The sequence below is a fragment of the Pseudovibrio denitrificans JCM 12308 genome, assembly GCF_001310815.1.
Lineage (GTDB): Bacteria > Pseudomonadota > Alphaproteobacteria > Rhizobiales > Stappiaceae > Pseudovibrio > Pseudovibrio denitrificans.
The window spans coordinates 139,201-164,547 of record NZ_BAZK01000012.1; the positions used below are offsets into that span (position 1 = coordinate 139,201).

The 25,347-nt window shown below is 53.4% G+C and carries 19 protein-coding genes and 3 pseudogenes; 14 read left to right on the forward strand and 8 right to left on the reverse strand.

Translation table 11 applies throughout. The features are described 5' to 3' along the window. Positions 1-33 precede the first annotated feature (33 nt). Together JCM12308_RS17250 and JCM12308_RS27895 are read left to right on the forward strand one after the other, a co-directional pair. Positions 34-864, forward strand: a complete 831-nt coding sequence (locus tag JCM12308_RS17250) for a protein NO VEIN domain-containing protein (RefSeq protein WP_054784560.1) — start codon at positions 34-36, stop codon at positions 862-864. Positions 865-1,011: 147 nt separating this feature from the next. Further along, positions 1,012-1,194 carry a hypothetical protein gene (locus tag JCM12308_RS27895; protein WP_128647432.1) on the forward strand — a complete coding sequence of 61 codons (183 nt, stop codon included), beginning with the start codon at positions 1,012-1,014 and terminating at the stop codon, positions 1,192-1,194. A 502-nt stretch (positions 1,195-1,696) separates the two neighbouring features. On the opposite strand, the pseudogene polA reads toward JCM12308_RS27895, so the two are convergent. Then, positions 1,697-4,638 (reverse strand): annotated as a pseudogene (gene polA / locus JCM12308_RS17255) (DNA polymerase I). Between the two features lie 152 nt (positions 4,639-4,790). Next, entirely contained in the window at positions 4,791-5,375 is a 585-nt protein-coding gene (locus JCM12308_RS17260; protein WP_208978673.1) for a TetR/AcrR family transcriptional regulator, read from the reverse strand. 77 nt (positions 5,376-5,452) lie between these two features. Here JCM12308_RS17260 and JCM12308_RS17265 point away from each other — a divergent pair, with 77 nt between their 5' ends. Beyond that, positions 5,453-6,223 (forward strand): SDR family NAD(P)-dependent oxidoreductase, encoded by a 771-nt coding sequence (locus JCM12308_RS17265; protein ID WP_208608895.1) that lies wholly within the window; start codon positions 5,453-5,455, stop codon positions 6,221-6,223. A gap of 95 nt (positions 6,224-6,318) precedes the next feature. Here JCM12308_RS17265 and JCM12308_RS17270 read toward each other — a convergent pair whose 3' ends face one another. From JCM12308_RS17270 to JCM12308_RS17280, 3 genes and pseudogenes are all read right to left on the reverse strand, one after another. Next, a complete protein-coding gene (locus JCM12308_RS17270) occupies positions 6,319-6,798 on the reverse strand; it encodes a hypothetical protein (protein WP_054784562.1) in 480 nt (159 codons plus the stop codon). After that, positions 6,795-7,571 (reverse strand): DUF2092 domain-containing protein, encoded by a 777-nt coding sequence (locus tag JCM12308_RS17275; protein ID WP_054784563.1) that lies wholly within the window; start codon positions 7,569-7,571, stop codon positions 6,795-6,797. Before JCM12308_RS17275 ends, JCM12308_RS17270 begins: the two co-directional genes overlap by 4 nt. A gap of 176 nt (positions 7,572-7,747) precedes the next feature. Beyond that, a pseudogene (locus tag JCM12308_RS17280) lies at positions 7,748-8,793 on the reverse strand (acyltransferase family protein). A 225-nt stretch (positions 8,794-9,018) separates the two neighbouring features. On the opposite strand from JCM12308_RS17280, the gene JCM12308_RS17285 reads away from it, so the two are divergent. After that, the gene (locus JCM12308_RS17285; RefSeq protein ID WP_208608894.1) at positions 9,019-10,212 is read left to right on the forward strand and encodes a serine hydrolase; all 1,194 of its coding nucleotides are present in this window, start codon (positions 9,019-9,021) and stop codon (positions 10,210-10,212) included. A gap of 9 nt (positions 10,213-10,221) precedes the next feature. On the opposite strand, the gene JCM12308_RS17290 is transcribed toward JCM12308_RS17285, so the two are convergent. After that, on the reverse strand, positions 10,222-10,752 hold the full coding sequence (locus JCM12308_RS17290) for an FxsA family protein (RefSeq protein WP_014283286.1): 531 nt from the start codon (positions 10,750-10,752) through the stop codon (positions 10,222-10,224). A 294-nt stretch (positions 10,753-11,046) separates the two neighbouring features. On the opposite strand from JCM12308_RS17290, the gene JCM12308_RS17295 reads away from it, so the two are divergent. From JCM12308_RS17295 to JCM12308_RS17340, 10 genes and pseudogenes are all read left to right on the forward strand, one after another. After that, complete coding sequence (locus JCM12308_RS17295) at positions 11,047-11,793, forward strand: Tim44/TimA family putative adaptor protein (RefSeq protein ID WP_008550406.1); 747 nt, start codon at positions 11,047-11,049, stop codon at positions 11,791-11,793. Between the two features lie 104 nt (positions 11,794-11,897). Continuing rightward, the gene (mltA, locus tag JCM12308_RS17300; protein ID WP_054784565.1) at positions 11,898-12,893 is read left to right on the forward strand and encodes a murein transglycosylase A; all 996 of its coding nucleotides are present in this window, start codon (positions 11,898-11,900) and stop codon (positions 12,891-12,893) included. 26 nt (positions 12,894-12,919) lie between these two features. Then, positions 12,920-13,591 (forward strand): Smr/MutS family protein, encoded by a 672-nt coding sequence (locus tag JCM12308_RS17305; protein ID WP_054784566.1) that lies wholly within the window; start codon positions 12,920-12,922, stop codon positions 13,589-13,591. 18 nt (positions 13,592-13,609) lie between these two features. After that, positions 13,610-13,981 (forward strand): helix-turn-helix domain-containing protein, encoded by a 372-nt coding sequence (locus JCM12308_RS17310; protein ID WP_008550300.1) that lies wholly within the window; start codon positions 13,610-13,612, stop codon positions 13,979-13,981. Positions 13,982-14,039: 58 nt separating this feature from the next. Beyond that, a complete protein-coding gene (locus JCM12308_RS17315) occupies positions 14,040-16,868 on the forward strand; it encodes a [protein-PII] uridylyltransferase (RefSeq protein WP_014283282.1) in 2,829 nt (942 codons plus the stop codon). Positions 16,869-16,874: 6 nt separating this feature from the next. Next, positions 16,875-18,428: a murein biosynthesis integral membrane protein MurJ gene (gene murJ, locus JCM12308_RS17320; protein ID WP_054784567.1), complete on the forward strand. Its 1,554-nt coding sequence runs from the start codon at positions 16,875-16,877 to the stop codon at positions 18,426-18,428. 162 nt (positions 18,429-18,590) lie between these two features. Continuing rightward, positions 18,591-19,673 (forward strand): tryptophan--tRNA ligase, encoded by a 1,083-nt coding sequence (gene trpS / locus JCM12308_RS17325; protein ID WP_008550640.1) that lies wholly within the window; start codon positions 18,591-18,593, stop codon positions 19,671-19,673. A gap of 402 nt (positions 19,674-20,075) precedes the next feature. Continuing rightward, complete coding sequence (gene trpA, locus JCM12308_RS17330) at positions 20,076-20,906, forward strand: tryptophan synthase subunit alpha (protein ID WP_054784568.1); 831 nt, start codon at positions 20,076-20,078, stop codon at positions 20,904-20,906. A 72-nt stretch (positions 20,907-20,978) separates the two neighbouring features. After that, a complete protein-coding gene (gene accD, locus JCM12308_RS17335; protein ID WP_008550714.1) occupies positions 20,979-21,899 on the forward strand; it encodes an acetyl-CoA carboxylase, carboxyltransferase subunit beta in 921 nt (306 codons plus the stop codon). A gap of 50 nt (positions 21,900-21,949) precedes the next feature. Continuing rightward, a pseudogene (locus JCM12308_RS17340) lies at positions 21,950-23,319 on the forward strand (bifunctional folylpolyglutamate synthase/dihydrofolate synthase). A 112-nt stretch (positions 23,320-23,431) separates the two neighbouring features. On the opposite strand, the gene cysK reads toward JCM12308_RS17340, so the two are convergent. After that, entirely contained in the window at positions 23,432-24,397 is a 966-nt protein-coding gene (gene cysK / locus JCM12308_RS17345; RefSeq protein ID WP_054784569.1) for a cysteine synthase A, read from the reverse strand. Between the two features lie 256 nt (positions 24,398-24,653). After that, positions 24,654-25,331: an HAD family hydrolase gene (locus JCM12308_RS17350; RefSeq protein ID WP_054784570.1), complete on the reverse strand. Its 678-nt coding sequence runs from the start codon at positions 25,329-25,331 to the stop codon at positions 24,654-24,656. Between the last annotated feature and the right edge of the window lie 16 nt (positions 25,332-25,347).

Sequence of the window (25,347 nt, forward strand, 5' to 3'; positions counted from 1 at the left end):
TCTCGATTCAAACATTGTTTGATATGAGTTTTTATGGGCGCGAATGATTGGACTGACGAGGAGAATGATCTTCTTGTCGCTGACTATTTTGAGATGTTGAAGCTGGAACTTCAGGGGCAGAGTTTCAACAAAGCTGCTCGGAGGAGAGAACTAGCGCTTTCTATTCCCCGTTCAGAAAAATCTATTGAGTTCAAACAGCAGAACGTAAGCGCTGTGTTGGATGCACGTAAGCATCCATGGGTGAAAGGCCTACGCCCAGCTAAGAACTATCAGCGGTCACTCGAAAATGCAGTTCAGCGTCACTTCGATGGTCGAGAACAAGACAGCTTACAAGAACTTCCAAAAACACGACTAGAGCTTGATGAAGAGGGAGAGGGATACATTGCTCCGCCTCCGTCTCAAGCTGCCACGATTGAGCTGACGAAACCTCGCAGTGCAGTTCGCCGGGCGCAGAAGCTGGATTATGCGGAACGGGATGCAAATAATCGGGAGCTTGGTCAACAAGGCGAAGCCTACGTGTTTCAATTGGAAAAGCAACGGCTTGAGGCCGCTGAAAGGCCAGATCTCGCGGAGAAAGTCCGTTGGGTTTCTCAGGAAGAAGGCGATGGGTTGGGTTATGACATCCGGTCTTATGAGCTCGATGGATCTGAGCGGCTTATTGAGGTGAAAACCACAAATGGCAACCGTGAGACGCCGTTTTACCTTTCTGAGAATGAACTGAGGTTCTCCAAGGATGTGCCAGAACGGTTTGTACTTGTGCGGGTCTATAACTTCTCAGAGGGACCGTTGTTCTTTGAGTTGAGGTCTCCATTGGAGCAGGGCGTTTCGTTGAAGCCTGCGATTTATAAAGCAGTCCCAAAGTAAGAGAGGCATTGGGGTGCCTCTCTTATAACCAACACCAGTCTTTTCTGCCTATGGATCCCGGCTCGAGGGCGGGGATGACACCGGTGGGTGAGGTGCTTGGGCTTTGGGAGGCTCTTGGTTGCGGGCAGTGGGCTTTCTAGAGAATGCGTGAGGTTTGCTGGATCCCGCATCAAGTGCGGGATGACGGTGGTGGGATATGGGCTGTTGTCACTCTCTGACGTCATCCCGGACGAGCGGAGCGGTGATCCGGGATCCAGAGCAGCACGAAACGGCCTTGATGGCTGGGCCGATGAATTGGCTGCGAAGGGATACCGACGCAAAAGCGGCTGAGTTTGAGGGGGTGGCCTATGGATCCCGGCTGGGAGGCCGGGATGACACCGGTGGGTGAGGCGCTGGGGTGTTGAAAGGTTCTTAGTTGCGGGAAGCGGGTTTTCTGGAGAACGCGTGAGGTTTGCTGGGTCCCGCAGCGAGTGCGGGATGACGGTGGAGGGGGTTGGGTTGTCGTCACCCTCTGACGTCATGCCGGACGAGCGGAGCGGTGATCCGGGATCTAGAGCAGCACGGAACAGTCTTGATGACAGGGCTGATGAGGTGGCTGCGAAGGGATACCGACGCAAAAGCGGCTGAGTTTGAGGGGATGGCCCATGGATCCCGGCTCGGAGGCCGGGATGACATCGAGGGGTGTGGCCTGGCGGTTTAGGAGCCGTGGTCGGTTGAGAGTGCTGGTGGGGGCTTTGTGAGGGCGGTTTAGGGAGGCCCGGGGTGGTGGTTTGTTGACCCGGGGCTCACTGATCGCAGGGGCTAATGCCTTGCTCCGAAGGAAAAAGAGGCGCTAGTGCGCCTCTTCCCAGTTGTCTGCAGCTTCTGCTTCCACCTTGAGGGGGACAGAGAGCTGGAGGGCTGGTTCTGTTGCTTTTTCCATGGTGGCGATGACGAGTTTTTTGGTCTCTTCCACCTGATCCTCAGGCAGTTCAAAGATCAGTTCGTCGTGCACCTGCAACAGCATTTGTGCGTCCAGATTTGCCGCTTCCAGAACCTCATCCATGCGCACCATAGCGCGGCGGATGATATCTGCCGCGGAGCCCTGAATTGGGGCGTTGATGGCTGCGCGCTCGTAGAACTGACGCATGTTTGGGTTCTTGGTGTTTACATCCGGATAGTGGGCGCGGCGGCCAAAGATGGTTTCGACGTAACCATTTGCATGGACGAACTTTTTGGTTTCTTCCATGTAGTCTTTGATGCCCGGGAAGCGCTCAAAATACGTTTTGATGTAGTCGCCCGCTTCACCGCGTGCGATGCCCAGCTGGTTGGCAAGGCCGAACGCGGAGATACCGTAGATGATGCCGAAGTTGATCGCCTTGGCGCGGCGGCGGACCATTGGGTCCATGCTTCAATCGGCACACCAAACATCTCGGAGGCTGTCATGGCGTGAATGTCGAGCCCATCAGCAAATGCCTGTTTGAGCTGCGGAATATCGGCCATGTGAGCGAGCACGCGCAGTTCGATCTGGCTGTAATCGGCAGAAATGAGCTTCTTGCCCTTTTCCGCGATAAACGCCTGACGGATCTTGCGGCCCTCAGAGGTTCTGATCGGGATGTTCTGGATGTTTGGCTCGGAGGAGGACAAACGGCCCGTGGAGGTGGACGCCAGCGAGAACGAGGTGTGGACGCGGCCCGTCTCCTGATTGATGAAGCTTGGCAGGGCGTCGGTGTAGGTGGATTTCAGCTTGCTCAGCTGGCGCCACTCTACGATTTTGCTTGGCAGCTCATGGCCTTGAGCGGCCAGATCATCCAGTACGGAAGCGGAGGTAGACCAAGCGCCTGTCTTGGTTTTTTTGCCACCTGGCAGGCCCATTTTGCCGAACAGAATTTCACCCAGCTGCTTTGGCGAGCCCAACGTTGAAGATTTCGCCTGCGACGTCGTGGATTTCGCTTTCCAGACGCGCTGCGCCCTGGGCAAACTCACCGGAGAGCAGGGAGAGCATCTGACGGTCGATGGAGATGCCGCGGCGCTCCATTTTGGCCAGCGTGGCGACCATTGGGCGCTCCAGACGCTCATAAACCACGGTCATTTCCTCAGCGGCGAGGCGTGGTTTGAGGATTTTCCAGAGGCGCAGGGTGACGTCTGCATCTTCCGCCGCATAGGCGGTGGCTTTGTCCAGCGGCACCTTATCGAAGGAGATCTGGGATTTGCCAGAGCCGCACACTTCCTTGAACGGGATTGGCGTGTGGTTGAGCCAGCGCTGGGAGAGCTCGTCCATGCCGTTGCCGCCCATGCCTGCGTCGAGCGCGTAAGAGAGCAGCATGGTGTCATCAAACGGCGCCATTTCCACGCCGTAGCGCTTGAGCACGAGCCAGTCGTACTTCATGTTCTGCGCGATTTTGAGGACTGCCGGGTCTTCCAGCATTGGCTTGAGCAGAGCGATGGCTTCCTGAAGCGGGATCTGGCCTTCCAGCAGCGCGCCGCCGCCGAGGAGATCACCTTCGCCGTCCACGTGGGCCAGCGGGATATAGCAGGCCTTGCCCGGTGTGCAGGAAAGGGAGACGCCGACGAGGCCGGATTCCATGGCGTTGAGGGCATCCGTCTCGGTGTCCACAGCCACGTAGCCTACTTCATAGGCTTCCGCTATCCACTCTTTGAGGCGCTCGACGGTGGAAACTGTTTCGTAGGCGGAATTATCTATAGGAAGTGCAGATATTTCAGCTGCAACTTTCTCTGCCAGAGGGGCGGCGGTCCATGCTTTACCCTCAAGTTCTCCCGCAGAATCCTCAGCTTGTTCTGCCGGTTTTGCAGTGCTTTCCCAGCCTTCGATCACAACATCAGCAGCTTCAATGTTTTCCAGCACGGCGCCGGTTTTATCTGCCACTTTCTTGGTGAGGCTGGTGAAGCCCATGGCCTTGAGGAAGCTGACTGCCTGCGCGCCGTCAACATCGCAAACGGAGAAGTCTTCGACCGGGGTTTCCACCGGCACGGCTTCTTCCAGCTGCACAAGGCGCTTGGAAATGCGGGCCTGTTCAGCGAACTCGATAAGGTTCTCGCGGCGCTTCTTCTGCTTGATGGTTTCGGCTTGTTCCAGAAGGGTATCCAGATCACCGAACTCGTTGATGAGCAGAGCGGCGGTTTTCAGGCCGATGCCTGGAACGCCCGGCACGTTATCGACGCTATCGCCTGCCAGCGACTGCACTTCGACGACCTTTTCCGGACCAACGCCAAACTTCTCGAAGACCTCAGGCTTACCGATGATTTTGTTCTTCATGGTATCGACCATGCCGATCTTATCGGTGACGAGCTGCATCAGTCTTTATCGCCGGAAACGATGGTGACGCGCGCGCCTTGAGCCTCTGCCTGACGGGCGTAGGTGGCGATCAGGTCGTCAGCCTCGTAGCCCTGCTGCTCAATGGCAGGCACGCCGAATGCGCGCGTTGCCTGACGGATCAGGCCAAACTGCGGACGCAGATCTTCTGGTGGCGGCGGGCGGTGGGCCTTGTATTCCGGGTAGAAATCGTTGCGGAAGGTTTTGCCGGACTTATCGAAAATCACGGCGAAGTGTGTTGGCTCGTCGCCTTCTTCCTTGGTCGGGCCTTCCTGCATCATTTTCCAGAGCATGTTGCAGAAGCCGGAAACCGCGCCAACGGGCAGTCCGTCGGGCTTGCGAGTAAGCGGCGGCAGCGCGTGATACGCGCGGAAAATGAAGGTAGAGCCATCGATCAGGATGAGGTGATCGTTCTCTGTGAGAGCTGGGGCAATGGATTGTGTCGACATGGGCTGGATCATGCCCGTCAATTGCGCACAAAGAAAGGGCTATTAACCCTTTTTCAATGATGTTTTAGCGGAGGGTGGGGTTGGGACGGCCTCTGGCTACCTGGCTCTCAACTTCCACCTCACAAAATGAAGTTACTCTCACTCATCCTGTGGTTCTAACAAAGCTAATGCTTCCAGAATTGCTGATCGTTTATCCTTCGTGGCTGTGTTTGGTAGCCCACCTTCAATCGAGAGCATTGCCAGGCCGTGCACGGTCCCCACGCAAGCAGGGATTTAGCTGGGATTTCAGCGTGTTTTTCATCTTCACCAGCATCGTTAAGCAATAAGCGCGTCATGCGGGCCTCTGCTTCGACTAAATCTGCATCGGTCTCATCCAACAATGCCGTACGGAACATTGTTTTGAACTTGGCAGGCTCAGAAAGAGCAAAATCCAGATAGGCCCGCCCTTTAGCGGAAAACACCGAGAGCCCCGCGCTGCGCGCTTCAGTGGCTGCCGTTTCCATATGCTCCGCCATTCCGCGATGTGCGCGGACAGCAACTGCCGTCATCACAGCCCGCTTGTCTTTGAAGTGCCTGAAAGCTGCAGCAGAGGAGACACCTGCATGCTTGGCTGCAGCCCGTAAGCTCACCCCCTCCGGCCCTTTTTCAGGCAACTGAGCTTCGACAGCATCCAGAAGCGCTTCACGCAATCGTCCGTGATGATACTCGGATGCGCCCGGAACTTGTTTTTCTTGCTTCGATGTTACCATTGATAACTTTCCACTTGACCAAATAACCTCAACCAATGTTACCATCGATAACATATTTGAAATCTGGAGAATTGCTCATGAATTCTGTTTTAATTTCTGGTGCCTCCAAAGGGCTGGGTGCCGCAATGTTAAAAGCTTTCACAGTAAACGGGTGGCAAGCGATTGGTACATCTCGCCATGGAGGTACCCTAGAAGAACTTGATGTGTGCGACGAAGATTCTGTGCTTGCACTTCGCAACCGCATCAACCTTGTCCCCGACTGTTTGATATTGAATGCGGGTTCTGGCATCGCTGGACCTATCGAAATGACAGCTGCTTCCGAAGCCGTTCGACAGATCGACACCAACCTACTCGGCGTTGATAGAATGGTACGCGCCTTTCTTCCTGATATGCGAAAAAGGCGATCAGGAACGATTGTCATTGTCGGCTCTATTGCATCACGGCTCCCAATCCCTTTTCAAGCACTTTACAGCGCATCGAAAGCCGCGATTGCGAACTATGCGGCGGCTTTATCAATGGAGGTCGCCCCTTTCGGGCTTCACGTTATGCTGGTGGAACCGGGAGATCATCGAACTGACTTTGGTGCAGCGAGAAGGCGAAGCCCATCCGACAACGACCCGTATGAACCCTCCACAACACGTGCAATTAACAGCATGGCGAAAAGCGAAGAAAGTGGAAATGACCCTGAGCGATTTGCAAATTTAGTTGTTCGTGCTTGCATGTCAGACAAGCCTCCACACCGCCTTACAATTACGACTCCTACAGAACGTATGCTTTTGATTTTATCAGCAATTTTGCCTCGACGAATGATGTTGAAGGCTACACGAAGAGCGTTCTGTCAGGCGTAGAAGTCCAGTCCGGAGGATAGGGCGACCCCGCAGTTGGGTCATGAGTCAGTTTGACAAGTATCGCGAGCGAACAGAGCGCTAACCCGCAATTTTCCTCACGGCTTTTCGCCGGGGCGGATGGGTTCTGTGGGCTCGGTGTAGGGCATGAAGCCAGTGCGGTTGTTGCGGATGGTGGGTTTATATTTGCCTTCCGGGCAGATGAAGATGAGCTCATCCTGAATGCGCACTTGCTGGCATTCGTCGCTGAGGTCATAGACGAAACCGCTGTTGTCACCGCTGAAGTAGTAATCGTTGGTGGCTGGTTCGTTGCCGTTCTCAGATTTTTGCGCACCGAGGACGGATTTGTTGCAAAGATCGCGGATCTTTTCGCGGTATTGGGAGGTCCCGAGATCCGTCTTGCCCTCGCGTTTCATGAAATCTTCCTCACACTCAACGACCTCAGCAGGAGTGGCCTGTTTGGGTGGTGGTGGGGTTTCCTGCGCCTGAGCTGCAGAGAGGCTGAAGCCGGAGAGGAGGACAAGAGTCGCCAGCGTTCTGGTGGCGTGACCGCGAAGGTGGGTGGTGGAGCAACTCATCTTGAGTTCCCTCCGTTTTCTACTGCTGAAAGGGCGGGCAGGCTGAAGCGTTCCGCACCTTCTGGTGCCTGGAACCTGAAGTCTTTCGGCTGCAACTGGGGATCAAGATTCCATCCCCGATATGACAGGTGCGTTTGAGGCAGCCCGCCGATTTCCTTATAGGTGATAATAAGATAGCCGGGTAGGCCGGTGTCTTCGTAGACCCATAGCTGCCAATCTACTTCGTCGTTAAAGAAGGCGAGATGATGGGCGACGCCTTCTGGCAGGACTTCGCGGCCCACATAGACGGAGCGGGTTGTCAGCTCGTCGACCATCTTGTCCAGTTCCGGGTTGACCAGATCTATACCGGGCAGGGTGAGCTGGAAGTCGTTGCGCAGGACCTCAATCAGCTCTGAGGCGGTGCCGTTGAAGTCGCCCTGCGTGTAGATGTTCCGTGTTTTGTCGAAGTAGGTGATGATGCCGTCGTCGAGGTAGATTTCGCTGACGCCGTTCGGGCGTGGGAGATCAATCTTAAGATCGCCCTGACCGAGGATGTTGACCGTGTACTCGAAGACGAAGTTGAGTGGCACCATGTCTTTGAAGATGCGTTCTTCACTGGCATAGACCGTGAACGTCATCTGCTTGATATCCTGAAACTTCTCGATGGTCTCGTGGAGAATTTGCCGGGCTTTGTCTTCTTTTTGCGCAACAGCCGGGAAGGGGCGCAGCTCCAGCCAGCCGATGGCGATCAAAATGAGAAGTAGCGGCAGAACCCTGAGAGCCCCGAGTTTCATGGATGTGTCTTCCCTGATCTTGTCACGCGAATAGCTGTTTCACGGGAAACACTAAGCAAAGACCGGAAAGACCTTCTGAACCCAACCACTAAAATTGGCCGAGCTGTGGCTTGATAGAAAAAGCCCCCGACAGCGGAGGCTTCGAGGGCTCACAAAATCAGCATTTAGTACTGCGCTCAGGTTGGTGAGGGTGCAGGGCTTTTGGCACGCGGCATTTCTGCGATGTAGGCCCATGCAGGTCGTTTGAACAGGAACTGGCCGTAACCGAGTTTACTGATCAGCCAAAACAGGATCATTGGTGCAATGGTCGCCGTGCAGGTGACGATCAGCGAGATCAGGCCAGCATCTTCAATGATGCCTAGCTTCAACAGGATGGTGCGCGACACGGCCATTGGGAAGAAGAAGGACAGATAGATTACGATGGAGTTCTTGCCCATGTAGCGGAGCAGGTCCAGCGCTTTGACTTTGGACAGCAGCGCTGAGACTGTGATCACCGCTAATGCACCCAGTCCGCCGAGCGCCAGTGAGGCGAAGGCAGATCGGCGTAGCCGTAGCCGACGAAGAGGCCATTGACCACGGCCCAGACGAAGACAAAGGCAAGACCTTTCATGGTGTTTTCACGCACCCAATCGGCAATCACGAAGATTTTTTGCGCAAACACATAGCCTGCGAAGAAGAACACAAAGCGAGAGGCGGTTTCGTCAATCAGCACGGAACCGGTATGTACCTGGCTGATCTGAAGGCCCGCAGCGACCAGCATGGTCACCTGCCATGGCACTTTTAGCGAATGCAGCAGCTTGGTGATGACGAAGAAGACCGGCAGAGCGTAGATGAACCAGAGGGTTCCGAAGGGCTGCACGAAGGCGAGGGCGTAGTGCATCAACACGCCATCCCAGCCGAACTCGGCAGCAAAGGACGGTGCCTTCATTCCAAACTGGATGGTGAGCCAGAGAATGTAGAAGTAGAAGAAGTGAACCACTTTGCGGTCCAGATACAGGCGCCAGTCCCGGTCCAGTGTCAGGGCGAGGAAGAGGCCGGAGATCATGAAAAAGTCCGGCATGCGGAAAGGTTTAGCGAAAGCGACAATGTCGCCCATGAAGCCCATTTCGCCAATGGCGCTGCCAACCCCAAGGGTTGAATGCATCATCACCACGAGAAAGATGCAGAAACCTTTCGCGTAGTCGACCCAATCCACTCGACTGGAGGTTTGATGCGCCGCCATGTAATCCCGCCCACAAATACACTAATTAATTCGTGCAATTATAAGTTTTAAGGGTCGTGAATACTAGCGTGGTTCTCTTCAACTTTATTTGTTGGTTACCGGCAGGATCTCAGCGAGGGTACAGGGAGTTGTTTCGGGGTGACTAGCCGCCCCTTCACCTAAGGTAATGTTAGTTTTTATGTGCCTAGGATGCATATACTTCGAGTAGATATTCTGGAGATGCAATTGCTTAGTTATTTTAAGGCGTTATGCGCTCTACTGGTGTTCGTAGTGGCCTCGGGTTCTGCTGGTGCGCAAGAAGCGAAGAGCCCGGTGGAAGTGCTCAAGAAAGTCTGGAATGGACCTAAGTTTGACGCCGATGATTTTGCGCCAGAGGTCTACAAGAAGATCCCAAAAGAGCTGCTGGTTTCCATTCTTTCAGAACAGCGCTCGATTTATGGTCCGGCGGTTGATGTGGTACCAACACAGGATCCGCATAAGTTTCTCGTTGAGACGAAATCCTACACAATCCCTACGCTTTTGAAACAGAACAAGGATGGTCAGCTGACGGGTCTACTGTTTCGCTTCGCGTTGGTGAAGGACGTGAAGCATGAAGACTTGCTGGACCACATGAAGCAGCAAGCGCCTAAACAGAGCTTTTTGCTGATGCAGAACGACAAGGTACATGCGGAGCATAATAGTGATGATCGGCTCGCCGTCGGGTCTGCCTTCAAGCTTTATGTGCTGGACCAGCTGGCACAGCGGGTGAGAGATGGAGACCTGAGCTGGCAGGAGAAAATCACACTTGAACAACGGCATATCTCGTATCCGGGTGGAACGATGCAGAACGAGCCGGTCGGCAAGAAGTTCGTTTTGCTGGATGTGGCCCGCAACATGATTGAGATCTCTGACAACACCGCCACGGACTTGCTGATGGATCTGGTGGGACAGGAAAATGTGATGTTGCCGGGAGAGACCTCACCAGCACTGACCACACAGCAGCTGTTTCACTTAAAAGCCGATGAGAAAACAGCAGAGGCTTATCGTCAGGCGGGACCTGAAGAACGGGCGCGCATTCTTGCGGCGTTGCCTGCTCAGTTGCCCTCAATCGACAAGGTTTCCGTGCCTTTGACGGAAGGCATTGAATGGTACATTTCCAATCGCGAGCTGTGCAAGATCGTGAGGAAGGTGAAGGATATTAAAGGGATTTTCGTGAATCCAGGCGTGGCGGAGCCAGATAATTGGGTGGCCTACGCTTATAAGGGCGGCAGCGAGATCGGCGTGCTCAACATGACGTATGCGCTGGAAGATGACGATGGCAACAGTTGGTGTTTCTCAACCACGTGGAATGATGAGCAGGAGCTGAACATTACTTATCTGCTGGCGTTGGTCGCGACACTGTTGGAGAGCCCGGCCTCTGTTCAGGCTGCTCTCCAGTAAGTTTTCTGATTAGCGACGCTTATCGTCGTCACCAGACCACGGGCTGATCTGGTCCGGATCATTGGAGCGTGGGCGAGACGGGGTGTCTTCCTCACCGTGACGGGAGGAGCTCCACTCGTCCTCGTTCAGGTCTACGGTTCCATCCTGACGACGGTAACCCGGATTGACGTGAATGTTCTGCACCTTCACATGACGGGCCAGATAATTGCCGATGACCTCGCGCACTGGCGGGATAAACAGCAGAAGGCCGATCGCATCTGTAAAGAAGCCTGGGATCAACAACATGAGGCCCGCAAAGACGATCATGGCGCCATGCATCATCTCGTGACTTGGAACCCGGCCAGCATCCATTTCAGCGCGCATGCGCATGAGCAAAGACAGACCTTGCTGGCGCAGCATATACGTGCCGGCAGCTGCGGAAGCTACAGTCAGCAGGATGGTTGGGATTGCGCCGATGACACTTCCGACTTCAATAAAGAGATAGATCTCAATAGTTGGCAGCAGAATGAAACAGGCAAGAATGATAAGTCCGAGTGGCATAGCGTCCGCGTTGGTTCAGGTCTATTGTGTTTGTTGATCACCTCAATTTGAAGTGATCTTTCATATAGTGGGTTGTTTCTGCAGAATTGCAATGACTGATTTAAGCTTATACTTGCGTGTTAAGACCTTAAAAAGGCGTTGGGATGAACACGAAATAGCTGGATGTTGCTGATAGAAACCTTAAATTAGTGACAGAGCCTGTAAAAATGAGTTAGAGCACCTTATCTAGATATCTAAAGCATTTGATCATCGGCGCCTGGCAGCCAACGAGTAAAGGACCGGTCGGTACTCGGAATGAACGAAATATTCGACGTCTACAACATCATCTTCCTTATTGCGGCAGTTGTTATTTTCCTGCGGTTACGCTCCGTTTTGGGCAATCGCACCGGTAACGAGCGTCAACCTTTTGACCCGTATTCTGCCCAGCAAAAACAAGACTCTCAAAAGACTCAGGCACCTGAGAATGAGGACAATGTTATTCCTCTTCCAGGCAGTGAACATGTTCACCACGATCCTGAGCGCGCTGAGCGTGAAGCTCGCGAGCAGATTGAGGCCGAGATCGACAAAGTTGCCAAGAAGGGCACTGATCTGAACCACGGCCTGCGCGAAATCTGGAAAGCTGAGCCGTCTTTCAATCCTAAAGAGTTCGTTGAGGGTGCCCGTGGCGCTTACGAAATCATTCTGATGTCGTTTGCTCAGGGTGATCGCCGCACGCTCAAAGACCTGCTTTCTCCTGAGGTATTCACCGGTTTCTCCGCAGCGATTGATGACCGTGAAAGCCGCAATGAGCGTGTTGAGTCCACCTTCGTGGGTATCGACAAGGCTGACATCGTGGAAGCCGTGTTCAACCAGAAAGACAGCCTTGCTGAAGTGACCGTTCGCTTCAAGAGCCAGCTGATCACCGCGACACGGGACTCTGAAAACCGTATCGTGGATGGTGACCCAACAGCGGTGAGCGAGCTGACCGACATCTGGACCTTTGCTCGCGTGACTGGCGTGAACGATCCAAACTGGAAACTGGTTGCAACTGAATCTGCATGACGTTTTCTTTCTCTCGCGACGTAGTGAGGTTCATTATGACTCTCACCGTCGCGGCGGGGATAAGTTCTGCTGCTACAGCTACCCTAGGAAATGACCATAGGACCATGCGAAGCGCGAAGCTCTCCGGGCCACTTGATCCCAACGAAATCGAAAGATGGGCTGCAGATGATCACTCTGCGGCCCTTTCCGCATTTGTAGCGCATTGCGAGGGAAGTGAGGGCCGAACGCTGCCGACCAAAGCGTTTGGCATTAGCGACGCAAAATTACGCGCTATCTGCGCAAAATCGCGCAAAATCAACGCAAACGACGGACGGGAAGCAAAAGCCTTTCTGGAACAGCACTTTACGTTCCGCCGCGTTGAGGACGACGGGTTTGTGACCGGCTATTACATGCCGGAGCTGGAAGGCTCGCTTGTTCGCACTGGCGAATATGTTGTCCCCCTTCACGGTTATCCGAAGAACCTGAAAGTGATGCCGACCCGCGGGGATGTTATGGATGGCGCGCTGGATGGAATGGGCCTTGAAGTGCTTTGGGTGAAAGACCCGATAGATGCATTTTTTACAGCTGTTCAGGGTTCTGCCCGGGTTCGCCTGACCAATGGCGAATTGCGCCGTCTGGCGTTTGCCGGTAAGTCCGGCCATGACTACACCGCGATTGGCCGTGTCCTCATTGAGCGGGGCGAAATCACTCGCGAAAACATGGGCATGGATGCACTTCGGGCATGGTTATCCGCGAATCCATCTCAGCAAAAAGACGTGTTCCGGCACAATAAATCCTACATCTTCTTCGAGTTACAATCTCCGGAAAACGCTGAGGTTGCCGCCATTGGAGGTGCAGGAACAGCGCTTACGGACCTGAGATCACTGGCAATTGATGATGATCTGCACACATATGGCAGTTTAATTTTTGTCTCTAGTGAGTTAAGGACCTACGACAAATCAGGTGATCGCTTCGCCAAGCTTATGGTTGCCCAGGATACCGGGTCAGCCATCAAAGGACCGGCGCGCGGCGATATCTATGTTGGAAGTGGTGCAGAGGCAGGTGCAATTGCCGGGAATATCCGTCACCGTGCGGAATTCTATCTCCTTGTTCCAAAATAATAAATGATCGTGGACGGATCGGATAGATGACGAATGGTGATCGCACAAAGCGAGCCAAGACAAAGCAGCTGACGGAAGCAGATAAGCGCTTGTGGAACAGGGTGAAAGCCACTCTGACGCCATGGCATCACGAGCGCCTTTCCGACCTGCTGGAAGACACAACGCAGCTTTCCGAACCAGATCAACCACTTATCACCACACAGACCGCTGAAGCACCTCAGCCGGAGCTGAAGCCGCAACTTGTTTCTCCGCCGAAGCCACAGGCGAAAAAGTCACGTGGTTACAAAGGGAAGACGGCTCCGGACTACACTCCGCCAACGCCAGTTGTGCCACCAATTCCGCCACTTTCGCCGCTGAACAAGAAAGAGCGCAAGAAAGTTGTTCGCGGAGGGAAGGGCTATATCGATGCGCGGATCGATCTTCATGGTCTAACCCAGTATCAAGCGCACCAACGCTTAACCTCGTTCATCTATCAATCGCAGGCCATGGGCTATTCTCTGGTGCTGGTCATCACCGGTAAGGGGCTGGATAACTCGCATAGTCCATACGGTGATGATCGCGGTGTTCTGCGCAGAATGGTACCGCAGTGGCTTTCTCTTCCTGATATGCGCAGCTGTGTGGTAGGCTTCGACCAAGCTCACGTTTCGCATGGGGGCAGCGGTGCGCTTTACGTTCGCATCCGCAAGCGCAAGAAATAGCTTAGGAATTTCAGCAGGATGACACCTTTTGGAGCCAAGGTTAGGGAGCTGCGGGCAAAGCAGAACATTACCCTGAAGGAGATGGCGGAGGCCCTTTCGGTTTCCTCAGCCTACCTGAGCGCGCTTGAACACGGCAAGCGTGGTACTCCAACCTGGTACATGGTTCAGCGCATCATCACTTACTTCAATGTGATCTGGGATGAAGCTGAGGAACTTCAACGGCTTGCGGAACTTTCCAACCCGAAGATCACCATCGATACAGGTGGCCTGACACCTCGGGCGACCGAGCTGACGAACATGTTGGCTTCCAAGATCAACGGTCTTTCCGAAGAATCCCTTGAGCACCTCATTCACCAGTTAAGAGTGGTTAGCTCTCGCGACAATATCTAGTCTAAGCAGGCAAAGCTCTGTAAAGTCAGTGTGCTGACTTTTGAAGTGGACTGCTGACATGACGCCTGAAGAACTCAAAGTGGATCAACTGGTTGATCCCAAATCGCTTCTCAACGAATTGAACAAGCTGGTTGAAAAGTACGATGGCGACGGCAGCAGCTTTAAGCTGCGCAGTGAAGTTCTGACCAAGCTGAAATCCACTCACAAAGAAGCCCGCAAGGAAATCGAAAAGCTCCTGATGGATGACGGGCAAGGACGCCGTTGTTCCGAGCGCCTCTCCTGTGTGCAGGATATGATCATTCAGGTGATCTATGATTTTGCGGTTACACACGTCTATCCCGTTGAAAATCCAACGAAGTCTGAACGCATCAGCGTAATTGCCGTTGGTGGTTATGGTCGCGGAACGCTGGCGCCGCACTCGGACGTGGACCTGCTTTTCCTCTGGCCTTACAAGCAAACGCCCTGGGGTGATCAGGTCGTTGAGTTCATCCTTTACATGCTCTGGGACATGGGCCTGAAGGTCGGCCATTCCACTCGCAACCTTGATGAGACCATCAAGCAGTGCCGGGAAGATATGACCGTGCGAACAGCCATTCTGGAAGCGCGGTATGTGTGGGGTGATCTTGAGTTGTTTCAAGAGCTTACCAAACGCTTCGATAAGGAGATCGTTTCAGGTTCCGGGCCGGAGTTCATCGCAGCCAAGCTGGCTGAAAGGGATGATCGGCATGAGCGGCATGGTGCATCGCGCTACTTGGTGGAGCCGAATGTCAAAGAAGGCAAGGGCGGGATGCGTGATCTGAACACGCTGTTCTGGATCGCCAAGTATTTCTATCGTGTTCCCAATGGCTTAGGGTTGGTTGAGAAAGGTGTCTTCTCCCGACGTGTATTGAATCGGTTCCGAAAGAGTCAGGACTTTCTCTGGGCTGTGCGCTGCCATCTGCATTTTCTGACGAACCGGCCTGAAGAGCGCTTAAGCTTTGATGTACAACGAGAAATTGCTGACCGGCTTGGCTACATGGACCACCCCGGCATGCGCGCTGTTGAGCGGTTCATGAAGCACTACTTCCTTGTTGCGAAGGATGTTGGTGATCTGACTCGTATTTTCGCAGCCGCACTGGAAGAGCAGCATGTGAAGTCTGCTCCGAGTATCTCCCGGTTTTTGGGGAGTTTTGTACCGGGCAGCAAGCATAAACGGCGATCTATCAAGGGTACCAGGGACTTCCTTGTCGAGAATGGACGTATCGTTGCGGCGAAGGAAGATATCTTTGAAAAAGACCCGGTCAATCTGATCCGTGTTTTCTATCTGATCGACAAAACCAATCTGGATATGCATCCAGAATTACTGAAATTGGTTCGTCGATCCCGCCGATTGATCAATGCTGACTTCCGCAAGAATGAACAGGCAAACAGGTTGTTCCTGAAGATCCTGACAAGCCGCAGTGACCCGGAAACCGTTCTACGTGCGATGAATGAGTCTTCCATTCTCGGGCAGTTCCTGCCGGAGTTCCGGAAGGTCGTGGCAATGATGCAGTTCAACATGTATCACCACTACACCGTTGATGAGCACCTCATCCGGTCCATCGGCGTGCTTTCTGAAATTGAGCGCGGGATGGGCGGGGATAGTCATCCTTTGGCGACTGACCTCATCAAGTCAGTTCACAGCAGAAAAGTTCTTTATGTTGCAATGCTTTTGCATGATGTGGCGAAGGGACGGCCTGAGGATCATTCTATTGCTGGAGCGAAGATTGCGCGCAAGATTTGCCCGCGTCTGGGCCTCTCTCCTGCTGAAACCGATACGGTGGCCTGGCTCATTGAACAGCATCTGGAGATGAGCACCGTCGCTCAGTCTCGCGACTTGAGTGACCCAAAAACCATCAAAGATTTCTGTCGCAAAGTACAAAGTCTGGAGCGCTTGCAGTTGCTGCTAATTTTGACCGTTGCGGACATTCGGGCTGTAGGGCCTAATGTGTTCAATGGTTGGAAAGGGCAATTGCTGCGCACGCTCTATTATGAGAGCGAAACCATTCTCAGTGGTGGCCATGGCCGCATGAGTCAGCAGCAACGTGTTGATTTTGCTAAGCAAGAGCTGGCTGAGAAGCTGGAAGGTTGGTCTGATGAGGAGTTGGACAACTACCTCAACCGCCACTATCCGGCTTATTGGCTGCGGGTTGATCTGAAGAGCAAGATCAACCATGCCAACCTGATCCGCATGACAGATGCGGAAGAAGAGCATCTGGCAACCGCTGTGAAACCGCATGCCTTTGAAGGTGTTACAGAAATCACCGTTCTGGCACCTGACCACCCGCGGCTTCTGTCCACGATTGCGCAGGCTTGTTTCGCAGCTGGTGCCAACATTGTGGATGCACACATCGACACCACCAAGGACGGCCTCGCGCTAGATACGATCTATATCAGTCGTGAGCTGCCGGAAGATGATGATGAGTATCGTCGTGGTGAGCGGATTTGTTGTCTGATCAAAGAGGCATTGCGTGGGACTGCACCAGTGCCGGAAGTGAAAGGACTGGCGAAAAAGCCGAATGCACGAAGCAAGGCGTTTTCCCTGCAAACGACTGTTTTGGTTAGCAATTCATGGTCCGAAAACTACACGGTCCTTGAAGTGACCGGCCTTGATCGGCCTGGTTTGCTTTCTGATCTGACCACCGAGATTTCCGCATTGAACCTGAACATTGCCAGCGCACATGTTGGAACGTTTGGGGAGAAGGCAGTGGACGTATTTTATGTGACGGATCTGACTGGCCAGAAAGTTCACAATGTGGGCCGACAGGAATCCATTCGCGATAGACTTAAAAATGCATTTGACGGTAAAAAGCCACAAAAAGCACCTATGAGCTCACGCCGTAGACCTCAAAAACTTACAGGTAAGTAATTTTATATGAGCCTTTTCAAGAGCTTCGCCACGGTTGGTGGCGCGACAATGCTAAGCCGCCTTTGCGGCTTCGGGCGAGACGTGATGTTGGCTGCCTTTGTGGGCACCGGCCCCGTTGCGGATGCTTTTGTAGTGGCTTTTCGGTTGCCAAACCTGTTCCGCCGTTTGTTCGCAGAGGGTGCATTCAATTCAGCCTTCGTACCGCTTTTTGCTCGTTCTGTTGAAGAAGATGGCGAGCACGGCGCACGGCAGTTTGCGGGTGAGATCGCAGCGGCTCTGTTCTGGACGCTGGTTGTTATCCTCGCGCTGGCCGAGGTGTTCATGCCATTGCTGGTGCATCTACTGGCACCGGGCTACTACTCTGATCCGGCAAAGTTTGACCTCACCGTCTTGATGTCGCGAATTGCTTTCCCGTACTTGCTGTTCATGTCACTGCTCGCTTTTATCAGCGGAATTCTCAATACATTTCAGCGATTTCTGGCTGCCGCGATGGCGCCCGTCATGCTCAATGTGGTGATGATGGCGGTGCTGGCAGGCATCGGGTTTTACGGCATGGAGCCAAACCAGACCACAGGTGTGTTGCTGGTGGTTGGTGTTGCAGTTGCTGGCGTTGTTCAGCTGGCTGTTGTTGCCATTGGTATGAAGCGGCTTGGGTTCAGCGTTCCGATTATGCGGCCGCGCTGGACGCCCGGTGTTAAACGCCTGTTGGTACTAGGTGTTCCCGGTGTGATTGCCGGGGGGATTACCCAGATTAACATTACGGTCGGAACGATCATCGCATCGCTGGAAAGCAGCGCAAATTCATACCTTTACTACGCGGACCGGATCTATCAGCTGCCTCTTGGCGTGGTGGGTATTGCGATTGGTGTGGTACTGTTGCCGAGCTTGACGCGCCAGTTGCGCTCCGGGCAGGAAGAGCTGGTTTATCATACGCAGAACCGGTCCATGGAATTTGCTCTTGCTCTGACACTTCCGGCTGCTGTTGCTCTCGTGATTATTCCCGACACTGTGATTGCGGTGCTGTTCCAACGTGGTCAGTTTACTGATGCGGCTGTTGAGCAAACTGCACTGGCATTGATGGCATTTGCCGTTGGTTTGCCAGCATTTGTGCTGAACAAGGTGCTGTCTCCGGGTTTCTTTGCGCGGGAAGATACCAAGACACCGATGTACTTTGCTGCCGTGGGCATGGTGGTGAATGTTGCTCTGTCGATCCTGCTGTTCCCTGCTTTCAAGCACGTTGGCATTGCAATCGGCACAACGGCTGCAGGGTGGGTCAACACCAGTTTGCTGGCGTTTGTGCTTTGGCGACGTGGTCATTTCGTCATCGACAGCGCATTACTGAAGAGAATTCCGCTATTGGGCTTTGCCAGCGCGTTGATGGGCGTTGTGGTTTATGGCGGCACGCTTGTTCTTGAACCGCTTTCGGCTTCCAACCTGTTTGTGGTACGCGCAAGCGAGCTTGTCATTCTGGTCGCTATCGGACTGGTTTCCTTTGGAATTCTGGTACAGCTGACCGGCACTGTAGATTTTCGCGCACAATTGCAGAAATTGCGGCGATAACGGCTTTCCGGCTTTGCAAAGCACTTGCGCATACGCAAAAGCGCAGTCATAACCACCGGGCTTACTCTGCGCGGGCTGTCCTAGTTTGTTTGTCACCCATTCAATCTATGCTCGCGCAACCCACTGGCCCTTCCAACAGGCCCAAGCCTAGGGATATTTGTTATGACGGCGTTTCAGCCTCGCGTTTTCTCCGGTGTTCAACCAACCGGAAACCTCCACCTCGGTAACTACCTTGGTGCGATTGTCCGCTTTGTTCCGCTTCAGGACCAGATGCCGACTATCTTCTCCATCGTTGACATGCACGCGATCACAGTCTGGCAGGATCCTGCCGAGCTGACGCAGCAGACCCGTGAAGTAACAGCTGCTTACCTCGCAGCCGGTGTTGATCCGAAGAAGTCGATCATCTTCAACCAGAGTCAGGTGAAAGAACATGCTGAGCTGGCATGGATCTTCAACTGTATCGCTCGCATGGGCTGGCTGAAGCGTATGACTCAGTTCAAAGACAAAGCAGGGAAGAACGCGGAAAACGCTTCCGTTGGTCTGTTTGCTTATCCAAACCTGATGGCAGCAGACATTCTGGCTTACCGCGCAACCCACGTTCCGGTTGGCGATGACCAGAAGCAACACCTCGAGCTGACACGTGATATTGCGCAGAAGTTCAACAATGACTTTGCTGAGCGCATCAAAGAGCTGGGTCTGGGTGTTCCAAACCCTGAGCCTTCTCACGAAGCACCAGATGAGCTGTACTTCCCGATCACCGAGCCAATGATCACTGGTCCTGCGACCCGTATCATGAGCTTGCGTGACGGCAACAAGAAGATGTCCAAGTCTGATCCTTCTGATCTTTCCCGCATCAACCTGACTGATGATCAGGACACCATTGCGAAAAAGATCAGAAAAGCAAAGACAGACCCTGAGGCTCTTCCAAGTGAAGTGGATGGTCTGGAAGGTCGTGCGGAAGCTGACAACCTTGTTGGCATTTACGCGGCTCTTGCTGGCAAGTCCAAGGCAGAAGTTCTGGGCGAGTTCGGCGGTCAGCAGTTCTCAGCGTTCAAGCCTGCTCTTTCTGAACTGGCGGTTGAGAAACTGGCTCCAATGAACAACGAAATGCGCCGGATCATGGACGATCCTGCAAGCGTTGATGCTGTTCTTCGTGATGGTGCTGAACGCGCCGCGGAAATCGCTGAGCCAGTGCTGCATGATGTACGCCGCATTGTTGGCTTCCTGGAAAGCCGCCGCAACTAATTTGCGTTTAGTTTCAAGATGAAAGTAGTTCACATTTGAACTGCTTTTATTTTTTACTCTCACGTATCTTTATCCGAAAACCGCTTTCCACTTTTCGGAGATACGCTGTCAGAAAGCCGCAGATCATCTGCGGCTTTTTTGTTTTTCAGAGTGTTGCGACTGCTGCTACTGGCGCGCTCACAAGATCAGAAAAGGCAATAGTTTGATTGACGTAATGGTTAATCGCCGCCTTCACGAGTCTATATCGCTGGATATTCTCTGGAGCTGTTGTCTATTTCTCATAAAAATCGCCAGAAACGCATTCTATTTGCGCTGTGTTTATTGACATGGGGCTAGTTGCACCCCTACATCCTTGCTGATTGATTGGTGGGGCTTGCCCCAATACATCAGATGGTCGGATGAATGATTGAAACTCGTATTGATCGACGCTTCGCAAAGCTCAAGGCTGAAGGACGTCCTGCACTCGTAACTTTTATTACGGCTGGAGACCCGGACCTCGCCACCTCACAAGCTATTCTGGATGCTCTTCCAGAAGCAGGCAGTGATGTTATCGAGCTTGGCATGCCGTTTTCCGACCCGATGGCTGAAGGCGTTCCAATCCAGCTGGCGACTCAGCGCTCTCTGGCGCATGGTCACACCATGGACAAGACCCTTCAGATGGTGCGTGAGTTCCGTAAAAAGGACGATGACACCCCAATCGTTCTGATGGGTTATTACAACCCGATCTATGTACGCGGCAGCGCAGCGTTTGTGAAAGAAGCACGCGAAGCTGGCGTTGATGGCCTGATCGTTGTTGACGTGCCTGCTGAAGCAGATGATGAACTCTGCATTCCGGCAATTGAGGGCGGTGTAAACTTCATTCGCCTGACCACGCCAACAACTGACGACAAGCGCCTGCCAACTGTTCTGGCGAACACCTCTGGATTCGTTTATTACGTGTCCGTTACTGGTGTTACCGGATCTGCTGCTGCAGACACAACCGCCGTTGCACAGGCGGTTACCCGAATTAAATCCCACACAGACCTTCCTGTAGCTGTTGGCTTTGGCATTAAAACTGCTGAACAGGCTGAGGAAATTGGCAAACACGCTGATGGTGTGGTGGTTGGCTCCATCCTTGTTGAGGCAATTCGCAAGAGCCTTGATGAGAATGGTAAAGCCACAAATCAGACACAAGCTGCTGTTACCGACCTTGTGAGCTCACTACGTGTGGGTGTAGAAAAAGCCCGGAAATAAGTATTGCTTTACGTATGGCCCGTTTAATGGCCATTAAAAATCGAAAACGAAATTAAAGACAGGCGGCTGCCCGTGAACTGGATTAACAACGTCGTACGGCCGAAAATCCGCAGCTTTCTCGAAAAGCGCGAAGTACCGGAAAACCTTTGGATCAAGTGCCCTGAAACAGGCGAGATGGTGTTCCATCGCGACCTTGAGGCAAACCAGTGGGTCGTGCCGAACTCCAACTTCCACATGCGCATCTCCAGCAAGAAGCGCCTGGAGTATTTCTTCGACAAAGGTGAATACACCAAGATCGAAACTCCGGAAGTTACTGTCGATCCTCTCAAGTTCCGCGATCAGCGCAAGTATGTTGACCGCCTGAAGGACGCCAAAGCCAAAACCGACATGACCGACTCTGTTGTGGTCGCAAATGGTAAGGTGAACGGCTACGACATGACCACTGCTGTGCAGGACTTCGCCTTTATGGGTGGTTCCCTGGGTATGGCAGCTGGTGAAGCCATCATCCGCGGCATGGAATATGCTGTTGAGCACAAAACACCTTTCGTCATGTTCGCTGCATCTGGTGGTGCACGCATGCAGGAAGGCATCCTCTCCCTGATGCAGCTGCCACGCACGACTGTGACCGTGCAGATGCTTCGTGAAGCAGGCCTGCCTTACATCGTGGTGCTGACCAACCCGACGACCGGTGGTGTGACAGCTTCTTACGCGATGTTGGGTGACGTGCACATTGCTGAGCCAAATGCTCTGATCGGCTTTGCTGGACAGCGTGTGATTGAACAGACCATTCGTGAGAAGCTGCCAGAAGGCTTCCAGCGTTCTGAATATCTGCGTGATCACGGCATGGTCGACATGGTTGTGCACCGTCACGACCTGAAAGAAACCATTTCCAACCTGTGTAACCTGCTGATGAAGCGTGACGCTCAGCTGCCAGTGCTTGAAGAAAAGCCGGCGGAACCAGAAGCAGGCACTGAGGTTGCTGCGACTTCCTAAATCCATACGGGTTATGGACTTACGACTTGTTTTTAAAAGTCCGGCATACTGTGCCGGGCTTTTTCTTTATTGAATTCCCAGCAGGTGCAAAGCCTATGAACAAGATCGATACCGCCCTTAATCGCTTGATGAAACTTCATCCGGACGAGATTGATTTATCCCTTGATCGCATGCATCGGGTTCTCAAGGCGCTGGGAAACCCAGAGAAGCGCATTCCGCCGACTTTCCACATAGCAGGCACCAACGGCAAAGGCTCCACTGGTGCGTCCATCCGGGCACTTCTGGAGGCACAGGGCAAGACGGTTCATGTTTACTCCTCACCGCATCTGGTTCGCTTTAATGAGCGGGTTCGGTTGGGAGCGACAGGGCGGCTTGTTGAAGATGAACCGCTGCTGGAAGCGATTAAGCGTGTTGAGAAAGCCAATGATGCTCATGAACTGACGTTTTTTGAAGCGACAACCGCTGTTGCGTTCTGCCTGTTTGCTGACAATCCAGCTGATTATCTGGTTCTGGAGGTTGGTCTTGGCGGTGTTCTGGATGCCACCAACGTTATCGAGAAGCCGCTGGTGAGCATCATTACCCCAGTTTCCAAGGATCACGAGAACTTCCTGGGCGACAGCCTTGAAGCATTGCCATGGAAAAGGCCGGCATCATCAAACCGGGTTGTCCGGTTGTGGTTGGGCCTCAGGCGGATACTATTCGGGATGTGATTGAGAACAAGGCAGGCAGGGTGCGAGCACCGATCTGGTTCCAGGGACAGGAGTTTTCTGCCTGGGAAGAGGGCGGACGGCTTGTTTATCAGGATGAGTTTGGCCTGCTGGACCTTTCTCCGCCAAAGCTTGCCGGTTTCCATCAGCTTTCCAACTCAGGCCTTGCTTTGGCTGCTTTGCGCGCTGCAGGCCTGCTGGAGAGTGAAGAGGCACGGGTAGCTTGTGATAAGGCGCTGCGGTCAATCAACTGGCCAGCACGGATGCAGCCGCTTTATGAAGGCAAGCTGTTTGAGAGACTGCCGGAGAACACAGAGATCTGGGTGGACGGGGGACACAACCCCGGCGCAGCGAAGGTGATCTCAGCTTTCCTTGCGGACCTGACTGACAAGGCCTCACGCCCGACCTTTCTGGTGATGGGCATGATGAACACGAAGGATCCTGAAGGCTTCTTCCAGCAGTTTGAGGGGTTGGCAAAGCACGTGATGTGCGTGCCGCTGACAACCACGGCTGCAGGACGTTTTCCGGAGGAACTTGCTGAGATTGCACAGGCTGCAGGTCTGTCTGCTTCGTCTCATGAGACGCTGGAAGATGCAATCTCTGAAGTTGTCGGGCGGTCATTGGATGAGGAAGAGGCACCGCGCATTCTGTTTGGTGGCTCGCTTTATCTTGCAGGTGAAGTGCTGGACAAAAATGGTACTCCGCCAGAGTAATGCTTATTCGATTCAGACTCGAAATGAGCTTGGATTCGCATTCGAAATAACGTTACGCATGAAAAAGGGAGGCATAAGCCTCCCTTAATTTGCTTCAGGCTGTTGCCAGAACTTACGCTTCCAGACCTTCGAACAGGGCCGTGGAGAGGTAGCGCTCTGCGAAGCTTGGGATGATGATGACGATGTTCTTGCCTGCCATCTCATCACGCTTACCAACCTCGATCGCTGCTTTCAGCGCTGCACCGGAAGAGATGCCGACTGGAACACCTTCCGTCTTCGCAACTTCACGAGAGAGCGCGAAGGAATCTTCGTTGGAAACGGTGACGACTTCATCATAAACAGCCGTGTCGAGCACACCTGGCACGAAGCCAGCGCCGATGCCCTGAATTTTGTGCGGACCTGGCTGGCCACCAGACAGGAGCGGGCTGTCAGCAGGTTCAACAGCAACCACGTGAAGGGATGGGTTACGCTCTTTCAGGACCTGAGAGGTGCCTGTGATGGTTCCGCCGGTGCCGATGCCGGATACGAACACGTCAACGTTGCCGTCGGTGTCGTTCCAGATTTCTTCCGCAGTGGTGTTGCGGTGAATCTCAGGGTTGGCTGGGTTTTCAAACTGCTGTGGGATCACAGCATCCGGAATCTCCTGCAGGAGCTCTTCAGCGCGCGCAACAGCGCCCTTCATGCCCTTTGGACCTTCAGTCAGATCAATCTCAGCGCCGAGAAGCTTCAGCATCTTGCGACGTTCGATGGACATAGTCTCTGGCATCACGAGGATCAGGCGGTAGCCTTTCGCAGCTGCGACGAATGCCAGCGCGATACCGGTGTTACCTGATGTTGGCTCGATCAGAGTGGTTTTGCCAGGAATGATCTTGCCTGCCGCTTCCATCGCCTCAACCATTGCCACGCCGATGCGGTCTTTCACGCTAGAGATTGGGTTGAAGAACTCAAGTTTGGCCAGCAGGTTGCCCTTTACGCCGTGAGCTTTCGCCAAGCGATCCAGACGTACGATTGGTGTGTTTCCGATAGTCTCAGTGATGGAAGAGTAAATTTTTCCACGACCCGGCTTGGAAGTGCTCATCGAAATCCCCTTTATACAATTATCCAGTGAGATTGAGCCCTGTCCCCACGTCAGAATCCCGAAGGCGGGCTCATCAAAATCCTCACTGAAATGTAGGAAGTGTATCGAGGGTTTTCGAGGTTTCAAAAACCCTGAAAACTGCCAGATGTAGAAACAAGAGATAAATATTCCGCATTTATTAGAATTAGTTTCTACTTGATTGCGGAATTAGTATCCTCTTTTGCGAGGAACGATCGTGGCTTGAAACACGCAGCCTTTAAACTGCGGTTTCATCCAGAGATTTGAGGCCCAGAAGAGCCGGCAGTTCAGACATGTGGCCGAAGGTGACCGCGCCAAGCGTTTTGGCTTGCTCGATGTCTGCATTAGCATCGCCGGTGTAGTTGAAGACGCGCATTCCTGCGGCTTTTGCGGCCTTGATGCCTGCGATACTGTCTTCAATCACCACGCACTGCTCCGGCTTGTAGCCCATGCCTTTGGCGGCGTAGAGGAAGATATCCGGCGCTGGTTTGCCCATCTTGCAATCCTGCGCGGAGTAGAGGACATCCTTAAAGGTTTCCCAAAGACCGGAGGAACCAAGGGTCATCTGCATCTTTTCGTAGCGACCGGAAGAACCGACGCAGAATGGAATACCTTCTGCTTTCAGGTGCGCCACCACATCCAGAATGCCCGGAATTGGTTCGATTCCAGCTTCAAATGCGACCAGATCGGCTTTGCGCACCTGCGCAGCCCAATCATCGGGCAGTTTTTTACCGCTCAGACGTTCAGCTTCTTCCTTGATGGTGTCCATCGCGGTGCCGGTAAAGCGGTGGTGACAGTCCAAAGGCGAGAAATCGAGGCCGATTTCCTTCATGAAGCCGGAGAGGACCTCATTCGCTATGGTTTCGGTGTCGACGAGAACGCCATCACAATCGAAAATCACCAATTCCGGCTTCATATTACTTCCCTGTATT